The following is a 16,828-nucleotide window of genomic DNA, read 5'->3' on the forward strand; positions in this document are numbered from 1 at the left end:
TTCCCTCCCCGGTCAACTTTCTTTGCAAATTAAAAAACCCGTCACCGGGCTTTTTTTTAAACATTATCACTCATTATAGCACAATTAGTTTTAACTTATTCAAGAATAAGTCGAATTAGTTTAGAAAGTCCTGTGTCAACTACAGCAAAGAATACTACAAAGAATAAAACTGTAGCTAAAACTGTAACTGTTGAATTAACTAATTCTTTACGTTTAGGCCATGAAACTTTTTTCATTTCACTTTTTACTTCGCGAAAAAACTTACCGATACGACCCACAGATGCAACCCCCATATATACTAGTTTAGAGATTTACGAAACGTCCGCCTTGTCCAAAAAAGTGCTAAATCTTTAGTTTAAATAATGAATAAGGACATTCGCAATTATCATTTATCTTACTTCATTTATTTTGTTTCTTTATGTGTGGTATGCTCATTGCATGTTTTACAAAACTTTTTCATCTCCAAACGTTCTACAGAAGAGGAATTCTTCATCGTGGAGTAATTTCTATTATTGCAATTAGCGCACGAAAGGACAACTTTTTTTCTCATGGTGACACCAACCTAATTCATCTATAATTATCCATTAAAAATGTACCATGCGAACTATAAACTGTCAAATTCATTTCTAACCATTGTATTCCTATCTATTATTGAGATATAAAGGAATTTCTTGATCTTACTAAACTGACAGTTCTCTTATTTCCATATATCTTTCAAGCTTTCGTTTCACTCTTTGTAATGCATTATCAATCGATTTCACATGTCTATTTAACTCTTCTGATATTTCTTGGTAAGATCGACCATCTAAATAGAGTGATAATACTTTCCTTTCTAAATCGCTTAATAATTCAGACATTTTAAGCTCTATGTCCACATTTTCTTCTTGGTTGATAACAAGTTCCTCTGGGTCCATGTTTTTTGTTTCTGTTAAAACATCCAGTAAAGTACGATCAGATTCCTCATCATAAATAGGCTTGTCCAATGAAACATAAGAATTTAACGGGATGTGCTTTTGTCTAGTAGCTGTTTTAATCGCTGTAATAATTTGTCTTGTTATGCATAATTCTGCAAACGCCTTGAAGGACGAGAGCTTGTCTTCTTTATAATCACGAATTGCTTTGTATAATCCAATCATACCTTCTTGTATGATGTCTTCACGGTCTGCTCCTATTAGGAAATAAGACCTAGATTTTGCTTTAACGAAATTTCGGTACTTTTGGATTAAAAATGTTAGTGCCTCTTGATCACCTTCTCGAACATATTCGAGAATTACCTCATCTTCTAAAGGTCCATACTCTATCATTAGCTTCAATTCCTGTTCAACGTTCAAAATTAGCACCTCCGACCAAACAATTTAATTAAATTATACAGCACAAAGAAGAAGGAAACAATAAGTCATCGTTCCCCTCTTCGCCATTTTTCTAAAATTTCTGTTTGTTCGGAATTTAAAGTCTTGCTAATTGTCAGTCTTTGATCAGGTATTTCACTAATTCGACTACTTATCATTTTTTTATTTTGAGTAACCGATCGATATAGTTCCATCGCAGGTATACGAAATGCACCTTGTCCAAATATTTGCCATTGCTCAGTAAAGTCAGATGTCGCAACATAAATATGATGGTTAACATGACGAAGCTCAATTGCAAGTTTTTCAATTTTTTCATCAGCCGTCTGATTTTTTCGAGTAAAAATCACTTCAATCTTTGAATTCTTGTCGATCTTTTCGATTCCATTAACAAAATGAGCATCAAATACAACAATTATATGCATCCCTGTATATGCCTTATACTCAGCGAGTTGAGTAATTAGATAATCACGTGATTTGTCAAAGTCAATTTCTCGAAGTTTCCTAAGATTCGGCCAAGCTCCAATCATGTTATAACCATCTACAATAAGTATCTCTTTCTTTTTACGATCCAAGCGGGTGTCTCTTACGATGTATTTCATACATTAATAAACTAGCCGCAACAGACGCATTTAACGATGTAACTTTACCGACCATTGGTAGCTTAATTAGGAAATCACATTTTTCCTTTAAGATCCTGCTCATACCTTTACCTTCGCTACCAATAATTAACCCAAGAGAAATTTGGCCATCCATGTTACGATAGTCATCAGCACCTTTTGCATCTGTGCCAAAAATCCATACTCCTCTTTCTTTTAATTCATCTACAGTTCTTGCTAAGTTTGTTACTCGAGCTACTGGAATGTATTCGATCGCTCCAGTTGAAGCTTTTGCAACCGCTGAAGTTAAACCTACCGCTCTTCTCTTTGGAATAATAATTCCATGAGCACCAACTGCATCTGCAGTTCTCATAATTGAGCCTAAATTATGAGGGTCTTCAATCTCATCAAGAATTAAGAAGAACGGTTGTTCATTTCGACTACTAGCAACTTCAAATAAATCATCAATTTCCACATATTCATATGCAGCTACTTGCGCTACGACACCTTGGTGATTTCCTTTAACCATTCCATCTAATTTCTTGTTTGGTGCAGTTTGAACAATCACTTTGTTTTGGTTAGCTAATTCTAAAAGTTTATGGATTTGACCTTTATTTGCACCTTCGCTAACCCAAATTTTATTTATATCTCGACCTGAACGTATTGCTTCCATAACTGGATTACGTCCAATAATAAATTCCTCAGACATATTATGCTCCTTTATCATTCTCAATATATTGAATTGCAAAATGTACAATTGTATTGAGTCTTTCTTCATTTTTTAATAAATAATGGTATCCAATTAACGCTTCCATTGCGGTTGCATATCGATATGTTTGTACATCAGTATTTTTTGGTACAGTTCCTGACTTTGCATTACGACCCCTTTTAACAACTGCAACTTCTTCTTCTGACAATATTTCAGTATATAGCATTTCTCTAATTACTTTAGCTTGTCCTTTCGCAGAAACAAATCTTGTTGCTGCTCGGTGTAGTTGATTAGGTCTTACTGTTCCTTTTTCAAGGAGGTGATGACGTACATAAATTTCATATACAGCATCACCTATATAAGCAAGTGCTAAACTGTTTAGTTGTTTAGCATCAATATTTTGGTTACTTTCGATCATGAAATTATCCTCTTTTCCAGCGAATACCTTGAGGAGTATCTTCAATGATAATATTCATTTCTTTTAATTGGTCACGAATTTGGTCCGCTAATGCAAAATCACGATTTTTTCGTGCATCTGTTCGTTTTTGAATTAATGCTTCGATTTCATCATCTAGCATTGCTTGTTCTTCAACTAACGTAATGCCTAGTACATTTGATAATTCATCAAAAGTTGCTATTAATTGATTTAATACATTTGTAGACGTATGTGTCTGTAGTAAATATTGATTTGCCAATTTAGCTAACTGATATAAAACTGAAATGGCATTAGCCGTATTAAAGTCATCATCCATTACTTTTGTGAAGATTGTTTTTTCATCTGCTATTTCTTTTAACCACTTATTGTCATCTTCTGTTAAATTCGTACTGCTTTCTAAACGATGCTTACTATTTTGGTAAGCTGTTTTAATACGTTCAAAACCATTTTTAGCCTCTTGTAAAAGTTCCTCGCTATAGTTAATTGGATGACGGTAATGCACTGATAGCATGAAGAAACGTAATAACATCGGATCAATGACTTTAATTATGTCATGTACTAATACAAAGTTCCCTAATGATTTAGACATTTTTTCGTTATCAATATTGATGTATCCATTATGCATCCAATAATTTGAAAAAGTTTTCCCACTTAAAGCTTCTGACTGAGCGATCTCATTCTCATGGTGTGGGAATGATAAGTCTTGACCACCTGCATGAATATCGATAGTTTCTCCAAGATATTTCTTTGCCATTGCTGAGCACTCAATATGCCATCCTGGTCTACCTTTCCCCCACGGACTTTCCCAAGAAATTTCACCTGGCTTTGCTGCCTTCCATAAAGCAAAGTCTAATGGATCTACTTTCTTTTCACCAACTTCAATTCTTTCACCAATTCGAAGGTCTTCAATTGATTGGTGTGAAAGTTTACCATAACCATCAAATTCCTTCGTTTTGAAATAAACATCACCTTCGGATTCATATGCATAACCTTTTTTTACTAACTCATCGATGAACTCGATTATAATGTCCATATTATCCATTACGCGCGGATGATTCGTTGCTGTTTTGCAGCCTAGCGCTTGAACATCTTCAAAATATGCATTAATAAAACGATCTGCTATAGTTGGGACATCTGAACCTAATTCATTTGCTGCTTTGATTAACTTATCATCAACATCTGTGAAATTTGAAACATAATTTACTTCGTATCCACGATATTCAAAATAACGTCTTACTGTATCAAAAACAATTGCAGGTCTTGCATTACCAATGTGTATATAATTATATACTGTTGGTCCACATACATACATTTTGACCTTGCCTTCTTCTATAGGCTTAAATTCTTCTTTATTCCTTGTTAATGTATTATAAATTTGAATTGCCATAAGTGTTACTTCCTTTCAGATATTCTCATTAGGCTTCTTAGCTCTTCTAATTCCGCTTCTAGTTGTAGTAATCGATCTGCTACTGGGTCAGGTAGATCAGAGTGATCAAATTGATTATTTACTCTAATTCCATCTTGAACAACTATCTTTCCAGGTATACCAACAACCGTAGTATTATTTGGAACATCCTTTAGTACAACTGAGTTTGCACCGATTTTTGCATTTTCTCCGATTGTGATTGACCCTAGAACCTTTGCCCCCGTAGCTACAAGTACACCATTCAATAAGGTTGGATGTCTCTTACCTTTCTCCTTCCCGGTTCCACCTAATGTTACTCCTTGATAAATCGTAACATCATCACCTATTTCACATGTTTCTCCAATTACGACTCCCGCTCCGTGATCGATAAAAAACCGTCTACCAATTTTCGCACCTGGGTGAATCTCGATACCAGTTAAAAAACGCGCAAACTGTGAAATACTTCTTGCAATAAAGTGCCATTTTTTTCGATAGAAATAATGCGCAAATCGATAAAGCCATAAAGCATGTAAACCAGCATACGTAAGAATAACTTCTAAATAGCTAGTAGCGGCTGGGTCGCGTTCAAATATCGTCGCTACATCTTCCTTCATGTACTTTAGCATCTTCATTTCCCCTTAAAGAATTTATTAAGAATTTGATTTTTTTCTCTATAAAAATAAAAAGCGTCCCTGTGTACATAAAATACACAGAGACGCTTTACGCGCGGTTCCACTCTGTTTAGATAAAATAAATTATCTCAACTCATGTAATATAACGGTTTCCACCGCCTTAGCCTACTAAAACGTATTTTTCGGCTAAGGACTCAAGGGGGCACTTCCATGATTATCGTTAAAATCACTTCCACCAATGTGATTCTCTCTAGGTAACGAGTAATCATTTACTTTTCCCTTTCAACATTTTACCTATATGAATATTACTTATATATATTACAAATTAATCAAAATGTTAACCAATTATTTGTTGTAAACGAGCAATAACTTTTTCTTTTCCTAATAAAGTCATAGCTGCTGGTAATTCTGGACCATGACATTGACCAGTTGTTGCAACACGGATTGGCATAAATAACTTTTTACCTTTTTGTCCAGTTGACTTTTGAACTGATTTCATTGCAGCTTTAATCGAATCAACTGTAAATTCTTCAGAAGCTTTTAGTTCTTCAACTAATGCTGAAAGTACTTCCTTTACTTGCTCTTCAGAAATAACAGCTTGCTCTTCTTCACCGAATGTTAAGACCTCTTTGAAGAATAAGCTTGATAGTTCTACAATTTCGGCTCCAAAACTCATTTGGTCTTGATATAAAGCTACTAAATTTGTAACCCATAGATTTTCATCTGCAGTGCGTTCTTCACTTACAAAACCAGCTTTAATTAGATGTGGTAATGCAATTTCTACAACTTTTTCTAATGGTTGTTCTTTAATATATCGATTATTAATCCAAGTTAATTTTTGCTTATCAAACATAGCTGGCGCAGAACTTAAACGGCTAGGATCGAAAATTTTAATAAATTCATCCTTGCTGAAAATCTCTTCCTCGCCAACTGGTGACCAACCAAGAAGAGCAATAAAGTTAAATAATGCTTCTGGTAAGTAACCAAGATTTTGATATTGCTCAATAAATTGTAATACAGATTCGTCACGTTTTGAAAGCTTTTTACGGTTTTCGTTCACAATTACAGCCATATGACCAAAATCTGGAGCATCCCAATTTAATGCACGATATACCATTAATTGTTTAGGCGTATTAGAAATATGCTCTTCACCGCGTAGTACGTGACTAATCTTCATTAATGCATCGTCAACTACTACAGCGTAGTTATAAGTAGCGATTCCGTTCTTTTTAACAAGAACCCAGTCTCCGATATCTTTTGATTCAAATTTAATATTTCCACGAACGATATCTTCCCATTCATACGTTTCGTTTGCTGGTACTGCAAAACGAATAGTATACTCTGCACCTGCTGCCTCTTTTACAGCTCTTTCTTCAGCTGTTAAATGACGACACTTCCCGCTATAACGTGTAGTTGGATGACCAGCCGCTAATTGTGCTTCACGTTCCGCTGCAAGCTCTTCCTCTGTACAATAGCACTTGTATGCATGACCATTCTCAATTAATTCATTGGCATATTGTTTGTACAAGTCTAGTCTTTCTAATTGACGATAAGGACCGTATTCGCCACCTTTATCCGGACCTTCATCCCAATCGATCCCTAACCAGTGTAAATATTTCGCTTGACTTTCTTCGCCACCTTCAACATTACGTTCAATATCAGTATCTTCAATACGTAATACCATATCACCATTAAAATGCTTAGCAAATAAATATACATATAATGCTGTACGGGCATTTCCAATATGTAAATGACCTGTCGGACTAGGTGCATAACGAACTCTTACTCTATTTGACATTTATAGACACTCTCCACTGAATAATTAATATACTTTATTAGTTTAAGCCTTCTTTTGTAACAATACAACCGCTTGGGATGCAATTCCTTCTTTTCTTCCTGTAAAACCTAATTTTTCAGTTGTTGTTGCTTTTACATTAATACAATCAGATGTCGTTTCAAGCAGTTCTGCAATTCGCTCTCTCATTAATTCGATATATGGAGCCATTTTAGGCGCTTGAGCAATAATCGTACAATCCGCGTTAACTAACTCATAGCCTTTATCCTTAACAAGATGGAATACGTGTTGAAGTAGTTTTGCTGAATCAGCATCTTTAAAAGCTGGATCTGTATCCGGAAAATGTCTACCTATATCTCCTTCACCAATAGCCCCTAGCAATGCATCCGAAATTGTATGAAGAAGAACATCTGCATCAGAATGACCTAATAAACCTAATTCGTATGGAATCTCAATTCCACCAATAATTAACGGGCGATTTTCTGCAAAAGCGTGAACATCAAACCCTTGTCCAATTCTAAACATGTAAACACCTTCTAACTTCTATATTGTTCATAGATTGTTTTTGCAAAAAACAAGTCTTCTTTAGTTGTTACTTTAATATTGTTATAATCTCCATTTACTACAAAAACTTTACTTCCGTTCCACTCGACTAAGCTTGCATCATCAGTTCCTAAATAACCATTTTCGATTGCTTTTTGATGCGCTTCTATTAAGCAATTGTATGTAAAAGCTTGGGGAGTCTGTACTCCCCAAAGTGTAGAACGATCAATTGTTTCAACGACTTCATGATCAATCACTTTCTTTATTGTATCTTTCATTGGAACAGCACAGATGACTGCCTCATGTTCATTCATCTTTTCAAGAATCCGATCAATCACTGCATTTGTTACAAATGGTCTCGCCCCGTCATGTACTAAAATAAAACTTTCAGTATCCTTTATTGAAACTAAACCATTATAAACACTTTCTTGCCTTTCTGCTCCACCATTTACGTAGGTTATTTTATTTTGAATACAACTTGGCAAATTTAATGTTTCAAAAAACTGTTTTTCTGATTCTTTAATCGGTAAGATAATCTCATTGCAACGATCATCTTCGCCAAAAACTTTTAAAGTTAATTCAATAATTGGCGAGCTAATTATTTTAAGAAATAATTTATTATAACCTGCACCCATTCGTGAGCCAGAGCCCGCTGCTGGAATGATGACCTTATATTGCATTTTACGTATACCCCTCTAACTTACTTTACCTTTGCAAAAATCATACGACCTGCAGAAGTTTGTAGTACGCTCGTAACGACTGTCTCTACTCGTTTACCAATTGATTCTTTACCATCTTCAACAACAATCATTGTACCATCGTCTAAATATGCAACACCTTGTAGTTTTTCTTTACCTTCTTTTACTACAAAAGCAGTTAATACTTCCCCAGGTAATACTACTGGTTTAATTGCATTAGCTAGATCGTTAATATTCCAAACCTTAATTTGCTGTAGTTCACTTACCTTATTTAAATTAAAGTCATTTGTCACTAAAATACCATTTTTTAATTTAGTAAGTTTTACTAACTTAGCATCTACTTCGGGAACATCTTCAAAATCCCCTTCGTAGATTTCAACTTTCATAGCTAGCTCTTTTTGAATTCTATTTAGAATATCTAATCCTCTTCGTCCTCTATTTCGTTTTAACGTATCTGAGGAATCAGCTATATATTGTAATTCTGCTAATACAAATTGTGGAATCACAATAGTTCCTTCAATGAATCCAGTTTGACAAATATCAGCAATACGACCATCGATGATTACACTAGTATCTAAAATTTTAACTGGTATATCAAAAGATGCATCTTGCTCTTCAGCAGCTTTTTTCTTAGCTTTTGAAGATAGAGTAAATAAACTCAATAATTCTTCTCTCTTTTTAATCCCAACTTGAAAACCTAAATATCCTAATAAAATCGTAATAACGATTTGAATAATTGATGAAACATACTGTAATCTAATTGAGTCAATTGGCAATGAAATAAGAAATGCCAGAATAAGTCCAAAAACAAGTCCTAAACTACCAAACAAAATCATTGAAATAGGAGCTTTTAATAATTTCTCCTCAATATACTTGATAAACGTTACTGTTGGATCAACTAACCAAAGCGATAAAATAAAAAAGATCACTGCTCCACTTAAAGCCTGCACATAAGAATTTTGCAATATATTAGGTAACTCTGTTTTCAACAGTTTATCTAATAGTGGAAAAAGTACTAAACCTAAAGTACTTCCGACAAAAATATAAATAACTTGAACGATCCTCTTTATCAACTCGCCACCTCCTTTAAATAAATAATTAACTCTATCTTAGACGAAGTAACTTAGTTATGTCTATTGATATACAGTTGCTCTTGAATTCGTTTTAACCCTTCTTTGATTTTTTTTGCACGAATTTCACCAATTCCATCAACATCATCTAACTCAGCAAGAGTAGCCTTGTAGATTCCTTTAAGGTGCTTAAATCGCTGTGTTAAGTTTTCAATCACTAGCGGCGGCAGTCTAGAAATTTTCATCAACATCCGATACCCTCTAGGTTCTACCATTTCCTCAAGATTAGTGTTATTTGGATAACCTAACAATTTAATAATGTCATGATCCTCTAACAATTCTTCGTTTGCGAGCTCTTGGAGTTTTTGCAAAATACTTTTAGGATCTTCTTCCTTACTATAATGATAATCCTTTATTAAAAGTAATGCCTCCTCCTCAAGGTCCGAAATGATCTCAATTAACTGTAATTCAATCAGCCTTCCTTCATCACCAAGTTCAATTACATAGTTATTAATTTCATTTTTAATTCGAAGTACCATTTCAACACTATGTAACACATTTACAACTTCAAATAATGTAACTAGCTCTTCAAATTCTAAAATGCTAAGTGAAGTAATCCCTTGATTCCACACAATTTTATATTTTTCAAGGGTTTGAATCGCCTGATTAGCTTTTGTTAAAATCACGCCAATATCTCGCAGCGTATAGCGTAAATTACCTTTATATAAGGTAATCACATTACGTCTTTGCGAAATAGCAATGACTAAGTTTCCTGTCTGTCTTGATACTCGTTCTGCAGTTCGATGACGCATACCAGTTTCTTTTGTAAATATTGATTGATCTGGTATTAATTGTGCATTTGCCAACAGGATTTTTGTCCCTGTTTCATTTAAAATGAGTGCTCCATCCATTTTAGCTAATTCATATAAGCTAGCTGGAGAGAAAGGGTCATTAATATGAAAACCTCCATCGACCATTTCCTTTGTTTCATCATTAAAGCCAAGTACAATTAATCCACCAGTCTGAGCTCTAAGTACATTATCAATGCCATCTCGCAATGGTGTACCTGGAGCAATCATTTCTAAAACTGGCAACATTGATTTAGCTTTTTGTTTTTGATCCTCCATCTCTACCCTCCTAACACGTATTTTAATGCTTCATGTACCGTATTAACACCTATTATTTCCATTCCTTCAGGAAAACTCCACCCACCAATATTTTTTGATGGAATTATCGCTCTTTTAAATCCTAGTTTAGCTGCTTCTTGTACTCTTTGCTCTATTCTAGATACCCTTCTAACTTCTCCTGTTAAACCAATTTCACCAATGACTACATCTGTTGGATTAGTAGGTTTATCTTGAAAGCTTGATGCTATACTTACCGCAACAGCTAAGTCTACAGCCGGCTCATCTAACTTCAGTCCTCCGGCAACCTTTAAATAAGCATCTTGATTTTGTAATAAAAGACCCATTCTCTTTTCTAATACAGCCATAATTAACGACACTCTATTGTGATCTATCCCTGTTGCCATTCGCCTTGCATTTCCAAAACTCGTTGGAGAGACAAGTGCCTGTAGTTCAACAAGTACAGGTCTAGTTCCTTCCATAGAAGCAACAACAGTGGAACCTGCTACTCCAAAAGGTCTCTCTTCTAAAAATATTTCTGATGGATTCAGCACTTCTACTAATCCTAACTCTTTCATCTCAAAAATCCCTGTTTCATTAGTAGATCCAAAACGATTTTTAACTGCTCTTAATATTCGATATGTATGATGTCTTTCACCCTCGAAATATAACACTGCATCTACCATGTGTTCTAGTAGTCGTGGGCCGGCAATTGCCCCCTCTTTCGTCACATGACCTACAATAAAAATTGGGATCCCTTTTGTCTTAGCGATTTTCATTAATTCTGAAGTACACTCTCGAACTTGTGAAACACTACCAGGAGCAGATGTTACTTCCTGTAAATAGATTGTTTGAATCGAATCAATTACAACAAAATCAGGAGACATCTCATCCATATATCGAGCAATATAAGACAAATCTGTCTCGGATAAAACATATAAGTTTTGTGTAGCGACACCTAATCGCTCTGCTCTTAATTTTATTTGCTTCTGAGATTCTTCACCTGAAACATATAAAACTTTATGATCCTTTTTAGCCAATTGTGAGGAAACTTGTAAAAGCATCGTTGACTTACCAATTCCCGGGTCACCACCAATTAATACTAATGAACCTAGAACGATACCACCACCTAAAACACGGTTAAACTCATCAAAGGAGGTTTCGATACGAGTTTCAGTTCCTATTTCCACTTCCATGATTGAAATTGGTTTCGTTCCTTCTACTGTAGCATTCGTATTAAATGTCAGCCTTCTTGAACTAGCAGGCTGTTCTATAAATTCAACCATTGTATTCCACTCGTTACATGCAGGACACTTTCCGACCCACTTAACTGATTCATATCCACAAGACTGACAAACGAATTTAGTTTTATTTTTTTTAGCCATATGTATAGTTCCTCTTTTGTTACTATGATTTTCTATATTAATAGAGTATGTATTCAAAGTCTATCGTAACGCTTTTTTGATATAAGAAAAAGGGCTTCACGCCCTTTTTCACAAATTAGATAACTTTACAATTAATTTGTTCAATTATCCTTCTTAAAAGGTATGAACTTTGTAATTGCTTATTGATTTACAGTTTCAGCCGCTGATCTAATCACATATTCATTATCCTTTACATCAAGAATAACTTTTCGGCCTTTTTCAACATTTCCTTTTAATAGTTCTTCAGATAAACGATCCTCTACTTGTTTTTGAATTGCTCTTCTTAAAGGACGAGCTCCATACTCTGCATCGAACCCTTCATCTGAAATTTTATCAATTGCTGCATCTGATAACTCTAGTTCAATTTCTTGTTCTTTTAAACGCTTAGTTAAGCTGTTAACCATTAAGTGAACAATTTCTTTAATATGTTTCTTCTCTAATGAATGGAAAACGATTGTTTCATCGATACGGTTTAAGAACTCAGGACGGAATGCTTTTTTCAGTTCCTCTAATACCTTTCCTTTCATATCTTTGTAATCTTTTTCTCCATCGTTAATATTAAATCCAACATATTTATTTGCTTTTAAAGCACTTGCACCAACGTTGGATGTCATAATAACTAGTGTGTTTCTAAAGTCAACTGTACGGCCTTTTGAATCAGTTAGTCGACCGTCCTCTAATACTTGAAGTAAGATATTAAATACATCTGGATGTGCTTTCTCAATTTCATCTAATAGAATTACTGAGTATGGTTTACGTCTAACTTTCTCAGTCAATTGACCACCTTCATCATATCCTACATACCCTGGAGGTGCCCCTACTAATCGAGATGTTGCATGTTTTTCCATATACTCTGACATATCAATACGAATCATCGCGTCTTCATCGCCGAAAATTGTTTCAGCTAATGCTCGAGCCAACTCTGTTTTACCTACCCCTGTAGGACCTAAGAAAATAAATGAACCAATTGGTCGTTTTGGATCTTTTAGTCCAGCTCTTGCACGACGTACAGCTTTAGAAACTGCTACTACAGCTTCTTCTTGACCAATTACTCGTTTATGAAGAACACTTTCCATATTTAACAGTTTATCTGCCTCTGTTTGCGCAAGTTTTGTAACTGGAATATTCGTCCATGATGATACAACATTTGCTATATCCTCAACAGTTACTTCAGAATTTTCTTTGCCTTGTTTCTCTTTCCATTGGCGTTTCGTATCTTCTAATTGTTCACGTAATCTTTGTTCTGAGTCTCTTAATGATGCTGCTTTTTCAAATTCTTGACTTTGAACAGCCGCATCTTTCTCTTTACGAACTTCCTCTAATTTTAATTCCAATTCTTTTAAATTTGGTGGTGTTGTAAAGCTACGTAATCGTACTTTAGAACCTGCCTCATCAATAACATCAATTGCTTTATCTGGTAAGAAACGGTCTGTAATATAACGATCAGATAGTTTTACAGCCTCAATAATTGCTTGATCAGAAATTGATACTCTATGATGCGCCTCATAACGGTCACGTAATCCTTGAAGAATTTGAATTGACTCCTCTACACTTGGCTGATCAACTTGAATTGGTTGGAAACGACGCTCTAATGCAGCATCTTTTTCGATATATTTACGGTATTCATCAATTGTTGTTGCACCGATGCATTGTAGTTCACCTCGTGCTAATGACGGCTTTAAGATGTTTGATGCATCAATTGCACCTTCCGCTCCACCTGCACCAATTAATGTATGAAGTTCATCAATGAAAAGAATGATATTGCCAGCTTGGCGAATTTCATCCATTACTTTTTTCAGACGATCTTCAAATTCACCGCGGTACTTAGTTCCAGCTACGACAGTACCCATATCAAGTGTCATTACTCGTTTATCTCTTAAAATCTCCGGTACTTCATTATTAACAATTTGTTGAGCCAATCCTTCTGCAATTGCTGTTTTACCTACACCAGGCTCACCAATTAATACTGGATTATTTTTAGTACGTCGGCTTAACACTTCAATTACTCGCTGAATTTCTTTACCACGACCGATTACTGGATCTAAGCGACCCTCTCTAGCCGATACAGTTAAATCACGAGCTAAGCTGTCTAATGTCGGTGTATTTGCTTGATTAGCAGATCCATTTTGATGATTAGACGAGCTTTCATTGCTACCTAATAACTGAAGAACTTGTTGACGAGCTTTATTTAGGCTTACACCAAGATTATTTAAAACTCTTGCTGCTACGCCTTCTCCTTCTCGAATTAGTCCTAAAAGGATATGCTCTGTTCCTACATATGAATGACCTAGTTTACGAGCCTCATCCATTGATAATTCAATCACTTTTTTAGCTCTAGGAGTGTAGTGTACAGTCTGAGCAACTCCTTGACCACGTCCTATTAATGTTTCTACTTCTTGTTGTACTTTCTCTGGGCTTAAACCAAGTGCAAGTAATGCCTTTGCAGCAATCCCTTCACCTTCTCGAACAAGTCCTAGTAAAATATGTTCTGTACCTATATTTGAGTGTCCAATTCGGATTGCCTCTTCTTGAGAAAGAGCTAATACTTTTTGAGCACGTTCTGTAAATCGACCAAACATCATAATTGGTTCCTCCTATATAATTAGTTATTTTTGTTAGATAGTCTTTCACGTATTAGTGATGCTCTTTTGATATCCCTTTCTTCGGGGGTGAGTTGACCACCTACATACTGTTGTAATATACCAGGTTGAGTTAATATCATTAATTCATGTAAAAAGTTTTTCGATAAACCATCAATTAAACCTAAATCAATCCCTAATTGTACATCCGATAAACACTTAGCACTTTCCTTTGTTTCTATAATTCTTCCATATTTCAATGTACCTAGAGAACGAAAGACTCGATCTTCTAAAAGAATTAAAGAAGTTCTTGCGAGTGCATCTCTTGCTGATTTCTCGTGTTTGATCAGTTGTTGTACGATTGTGGTTAAATCCTCTATAATTTCTTCTTCCGATTTCCCTAATGTAATTTGATTCGAAATCTGAAAGATATTACCTAATGCTTCGCTACCTTCACCATAAATTCCTCTTACTACTAACCCAAGTTGATTAATAGTTGGAATTAAACGGTTAAATTGTTTTGTGATGACCAATGCTGGAAGATGCATCATCACGGAGGCCCTTAATCCGGTACCAACATTAGTAGGACAGCTGGTTAAATAACCAATTGTTTCATCAAAAGCATATTCAAGCTGACTTTCTATATAATTATCAATATGATTCGCTTGAGTAAGTGCCTCTCTAAGTTGTAAACCTGGAAATAGAGCTTGAATTCTTAAATGGTCTTCTTCATTGATCATAATGCTAATTTGTTCATCCTGAGATAGTATACATGCACCATGTACTGACTCTTGAACTAAATTAGGACTTATTAAGTGTTTTTCGATTAACACTCTTTTCTCCACTGGTTCTAACTTATTAATTTCAATATATTCAAAAGGTCCTTTTGGTAAAGCTGTACTACCTTCAAAATAATGTTTAACTAAATGACAAATTTCTTTAGCCTTGTCTTGGCTAAGTAATGTTGGATATAAATATGCACTGAAGTTTCTAGCTAACCTAATACGACTACTTAAAACGATATCGTCATCAGGACCTTCTTGTTTCATCCATGGACTGATCGCTTCATTAATAATTCGTTTAATAGACATGTAACTTACTCCACCTCCTTTTGAAGGGCTTGTAAATCTTTTTCAATTTCACGAATTTCATCCCGAATTTTTATTGCTTGCTCAAACTCTTCATTATCAATAAGAGTTTTCATTTGGGATTTCAAGTCTTGTAGCTTCCTTTTCAAGGAAATCGCACCGTTAATCTTTTGAGGTATTTTCCCTGTATGCGATACATTACCACTATGAATTCTTTTAACAATTGGTTTCATCTGATCCATGAATGTTTCATAACAAGTTGAACAACCTAAACGGCCAATTTTAGTAAACTTTTGAAATGTCATTTTACATCTAGGACATTCAACTTGGGAATCATGATGAAACTTATTTTTCTTCATTTCATAAATACCAGTATTACCTTTAAATAATCCAGCTAACAAATCATTTACAGAATAACCACCTATTTCAGAAAAAATATATTTATTGTTCGATTCATTTGCGCATCTCTCACATAAGTGAATATCTGTTTTCTCACCATTAATAATTTTAGAATAGTGTAATGTTGCCGGACGTTCTTTACATTCCTGACAAATCATTATGGGCAACCTCCATATTCTATTTATACTTTAAACTTCTTAGCATTGCCTTGAACATTCTTGCTCTTAATTCGTCTCGATAAGGTAAATTCACCATTATTACAGAGCGATCTAGCACACTTAACATCATTTTTGCCTCGCGCGCAGTAATTACATTTTTTTCAAGTAGTAAGCGAATATAATCCTCCGCGCTAGACTGTGCAATTTTGTTAGTGAAGCTACTTAATATTTGATCAATTACGCTTGCTTTGTCATGAAATTGCACCTTAATAATTCGAATATACCCTCCACCGCCACGTTTACTTTCTACCACATATCCTCTTTCTAGTGTGAATCTTGTATTAATTACATAATTTATTTGAGAAGGTACACAATCAAATTTATTTGCTATTTCACTTCTTTTTATCTCGACATAATCTTTATCAGATATGTCAAAGTAGTGCATTAGATATTGTTCAATAATATCTGATATATTCTTCATCTATTTACCACCTTTACTGACTTTGACTATCTTTGACTATTATTATATTCCTTTCATGAAAAATTTCAACTATTATCTCTTTACCATTTTTTCCAAACGATACAGCTCTTAATCCTATTTTTGACCATTAAGAATTGTATAAATCGGTAATGTATTAGAAATTTAATCCCTATGATCTCTCTGTCTTTGCCTAAAGGCTCGCCAGTTGGGCAATTTATCTTTATCAATATATAAATATATATGTTATACAATTCTTTTAAGAAGCTTTTTTTTCCTTTATACTTTATTAAAAAATTATTTTTTTGATCTATTTTTAAATATAAAAAAAACATCAGCTAAATA

At 34.5% G+C, this 16,828-nt stretch carries 18 protein-coding genes and 1 other annotated feature; all 18 genes read right to left on the bottom strand.

The window, feature by feature from the left end; genetic code table 11:
• Positions 1–95: 95 nt before the first annotated feature.
• Positions 96–278: a preprotein translocase subunit SecE gene (gene secE / locus CN925_RS19475; protein ID WP_098848461.1), complete on the bottom strand. Its 183-nt coding sequence runs from the start codon at positions 276–278 to the stop codon at positions 96–98.
• Between the two features lie 125 nt (positions 279–403).
• The gene (rpmG, locus tag CN925_RS19480) at positions 404–550 is read right to left on the bottom strand and encodes a 50S ribosomal protein L33 (protein ID WP_082459366.1); all 147 of its coding nucleotides are present in this window, start codon (positions 548–550) and stop codon (positions 404–406) included.
• A 130-nt stretch (positions 551–680) separates the two neighbouring features.
• Complete coding sequence (sigH, locus tag CN925_RS19485) at positions 681–1,331, bottom strand: RNA polymerase sporulation sigma factor SigH (protein WP_056467364.1); 651 nt, start codon at positions 1,329–1,331, stop codon at positions 681–683.
• A gap of 65 nt (positions 1,332–1,396) precedes the next feature.
• On the bottom strand, positions 1,397–1,876 hold the full coding sequence (locus CN925_RS19490) for an NYN domain-containing protein (RefSeq protein ID WP_483295215.1): 480 nt from the start codon (positions 1,874–1,876) through the stop codon (positions 1,397–1,399).
• Positions 1,877–1,910: 34 nt separating this feature from the next.
• Positions 1,911–2,654 carry a 23S rRNA (guanosine(2251)-2'-O)-methyltransferase RlmB gene (gene rlmB / locus CN925_RS19495; RefSeq protein ID WP_088014618.1) on the bottom strand — a complete coding sequence of 248 codons (744 nt, stop codon included), beginning with the start codon at positions 2,652–2,654 and terminating at the stop codon, positions 1,911–1,913.
• A gap of 1 nt (position 2,655) precedes the next feature.
• Complete coding sequence (locus CN925_RS19500; RefSeq protein WP_098848463.1) at positions 2,656–3,072, bottom strand: Mini-ribonuclease 3; 417 nt, start codon at positions 3,070–3,072, stop codon at positions 2,656–2,658.
• Positions 3,073–3,076: 4 nt separating this feature from the next.
• A complete protein-coding gene (gene cysS, locus CN925_RS19505; protein ID WP_098848464.1) occupies positions 3,077–4,477 on the bottom strand; it encodes a cysteine--tRNA ligase in 1,401 nt (466 codons plus the stop codon).
• 5 nt (positions 4,478–4,482) lie between these two features.
• The gene (gene cysE, locus CN925_RS19510; protein WP_098848465.1) at positions 4,483–5,121 is read right to left on the bottom strand and encodes a serine O-acetyltransferase; all 639 of its coding nucleotides are present in this window, start codon (positions 5,119–5,121) and stop codon (positions 4,483–4,485) included.
• An 82-nt stretch (positions 5,122–5,203) separates the two neighbouring features.
• Positions 5,204–5,422: a binding site (T-box leader), on the bottom strand.
• 42 nt (positions 5,423–5,464) lie between these two features.
• On the bottom strand, positions 5,465–6,925 hold the full coding sequence (gltX, locus tag CN925_RS19515; protein WP_098848466.1) for a glutamate--tRNA ligase: 1,461 nt from the start codon (positions 6,923–6,925) through the stop codon (positions 5,465–5,467).
• 42 nt (positions 6,926–6,967) lie between these two features.
• Positions 6,968–7,447: a 2-C-methyl-D-erythritol 2,4-cyclodiphosphate synthase gene (gene ispF, locus CN925_RS19520; protein WP_098848467.1), complete on the bottom strand. Its 480-nt coding sequence runs from the start codon at positions 7,445–7,447 to the stop codon at positions 6,968–6,970.
• 11 nt (positions 7,448–7,458) lie between these two features.
• Positions 7,459–8,145: a 2-C-methyl-D-erythritol 4-phosphate cytidylyltransferase gene (gene ispD / locus CN925_RS19525; protein ID WP_098848468.1), complete on the bottom strand. Its 687-nt coding sequence runs from the start codon at positions 8,143–8,145 to the stop codon at positions 7,459–7,461.
• Positions 8,146–8,165: 20 nt separating this feature from the next.
• Positions 8,166–9,236, bottom strand: a complete 1,071-nt coding sequence (locus CN925_RS19530; RefSeq protein ID WP_098848469.1) for a PIN/TRAM domain-containing protein — start codon at positions 9,234–9,236, stop codon at positions 8,166–8,168.
• A 50-nt stretch (positions 9,237–9,286) separates the two neighbouring features.
• A complete protein-coding gene (gene disA / locus CN925_RS19535) occupies positions 9,287–10,360 on the bottom strand; it encodes a DNA integrity scanning diadenylate cyclase DisA (RefSeq protein WP_098848470.1) in 1,074 nt (357 codons plus the stop codon).
• Between the two features lie 2 nt (positions 10,361–10,362).
• On the bottom strand, positions 10,363–11,742 hold the full coding sequence (radA, locus tag CN925_RS19540) for a DNA repair protein RadA (RefSeq protein ID WP_098848471.1): 1,380 nt from the start codon (positions 11,740–11,742) through the stop codon (positions 10,363–10,365).
• A gap of 179 nt (positions 11,743–11,921) precedes the next feature.
• Positions 11,922–14,363, bottom strand: coding sequence for an ATP-dependent protease ATP-binding subunit ClpC (gene clpC, locus CN925_RS19545; protein WP_098848472.1), 2,442 nt, complete (start codon positions 14,361–14,363; stop codon positions 11,922–11,924).
• A gap of 20 nt (positions 14,364–14,383) precedes the next feature.
• Complete coding sequence (gene mcsB, locus CN925_RS19550) at positions 14,384–15,451, bottom strand: protein-arginine kinase McsB (RefSeq protein WP_098848473.1); 1,068 nt, start codon at positions 15,449–15,451, stop codon at positions 14,384–14,386.
• Between the two features lie 5 nt (positions 15,452–15,456).
• Entirely contained in the window at positions 15,457–16,005 is a 549-nt protein-coding gene (gene mcsA / locus CN925_RS19555; RefSeq protein ID WP_098848474.1) for a protein-arginine kinase activator protein McsA, read from the bottom strand.
• 19 nt (positions 16,006–16,024) lie between these two features.
• A complete protein-coding gene (locus CN925_RS19560; protein WP_098848475.1) occupies positions 16,025–16,486 on the bottom strand; it encodes a CtsR family transcriptional regulator in 462 nt (153 codons plus the stop codon).
• Positions 16,487–16,828: the final 342 nt, after the last annotated feature.

Origin of the sequence: Bacillus sp. AFS055030 (assembly GCF_002574545.1) — a bacterium.
GTDB lineage: Bacteria > Bacillota > Bacilli > Bacillales > Bacillaceae_G > Gottfriedia.

Excerpts from the sequence above, each read along its gene's own strand:
- rpmG (WP_082459366.1), bottom strand. The coding sequence starts at position 550 with ATGAGAAAAAAAGTTGTCCTTTCGTGCGCTAATTGCAATAATAGAAAT.
- CN925_RS19490 (WP_483295215.1), bottom strand. The coding sequence starts at position 1,876 with ATGATTGGAGCTTGGCCGAATCTTAGGAAACTTCGAGAAATTGACTTT.
- rlmB (WP_088014618.1), bottom strand. The coding sequence starts at position 2,654 with ATGTCTGAGGAATTTATTATTGGACGTAATCCAGTTATGGAAGCAATA.
- CN925_RS19500 (WP_098848463.1), bottom strand. The coding sequence starts at position 3,072 with ATGATCGAAAGTAACCAAAATATTGATGCTAAACAACTAAACAGTTTA.
- cysS (WP_098848464.1), bottom strand. The coding sequence starts at position 4,477 with ATGGCAATTCAAATTTATAATACATTAACAAGGAATAAAGAAGAATTT.
- cysE (WP_098848465.1), bottom strand. The coding sequence starts at position 5,121 with ATGCTAAAGTACATGAAGGAAGATGTAGCGACGATATTTGAACGCGAC.
- gltX (WP_098848466.1), bottom strand. The coding sequence starts at position 6,925 with ATGTCAAATAGAGTAAGAGTTCGTTATGCACCTAGTCCGACAGGTCAT.
- ispF (WP_098848467.1), bottom strand. The coding sequence starts at position 7,447 with ATGTTTAGAATTGGACAAGGGTTTGATGTTCACGCTTTTGCAGAAAAT.
- ispD (WP_098848468.1), bottom strand. The coding sequence starts at position 8,145 with ATGCAATATAAGGTCATCATTCCAGCAGCGGGCTCTGGCTCACGAATG.
- disA (WP_098848470.1), bottom strand. The coding sequence starts at position 10,360 with ATGGAGGATCAAAAACAAAAAGCTAAATCAATGTTGCCAGTTTTAGAA.
- radA (WP_098848471.1), bottom strand. The coding sequence starts at position 11,742 with ATGGCTAAAAAAAATAAAACTAAATTCGTTTGTCAGTCTTGTGGATAT.
- clpC (WP_098848472.1), bottom strand. The coding sequence starts at position 14,363 with ATGATGTTTGGTCGATTTACAGAACGTGCTCAAAAAGTATTAGCTCTT.
- mcsB (WP_098848473.1), bottom strand. The coding sequence starts at position 15,451 with ATGTCTATTAAACGAATTATTAATGAAGCGATCAGTCCATGGATGAAA.
- mcsA (WP_098848474.1), bottom strand. The coding sequence starts at position 16,005 with ATGATTTGTCAGGAATGTAAAGAACGTCCGGCAACATTACACTATTCT.
- CN925_RS19560 (WP_098848475.1), bottom strand. The coding sequence starts at position 16,486 with ATGAAGAATATATCAGATATTATTGAACAATATCTAATGCACTACTTT.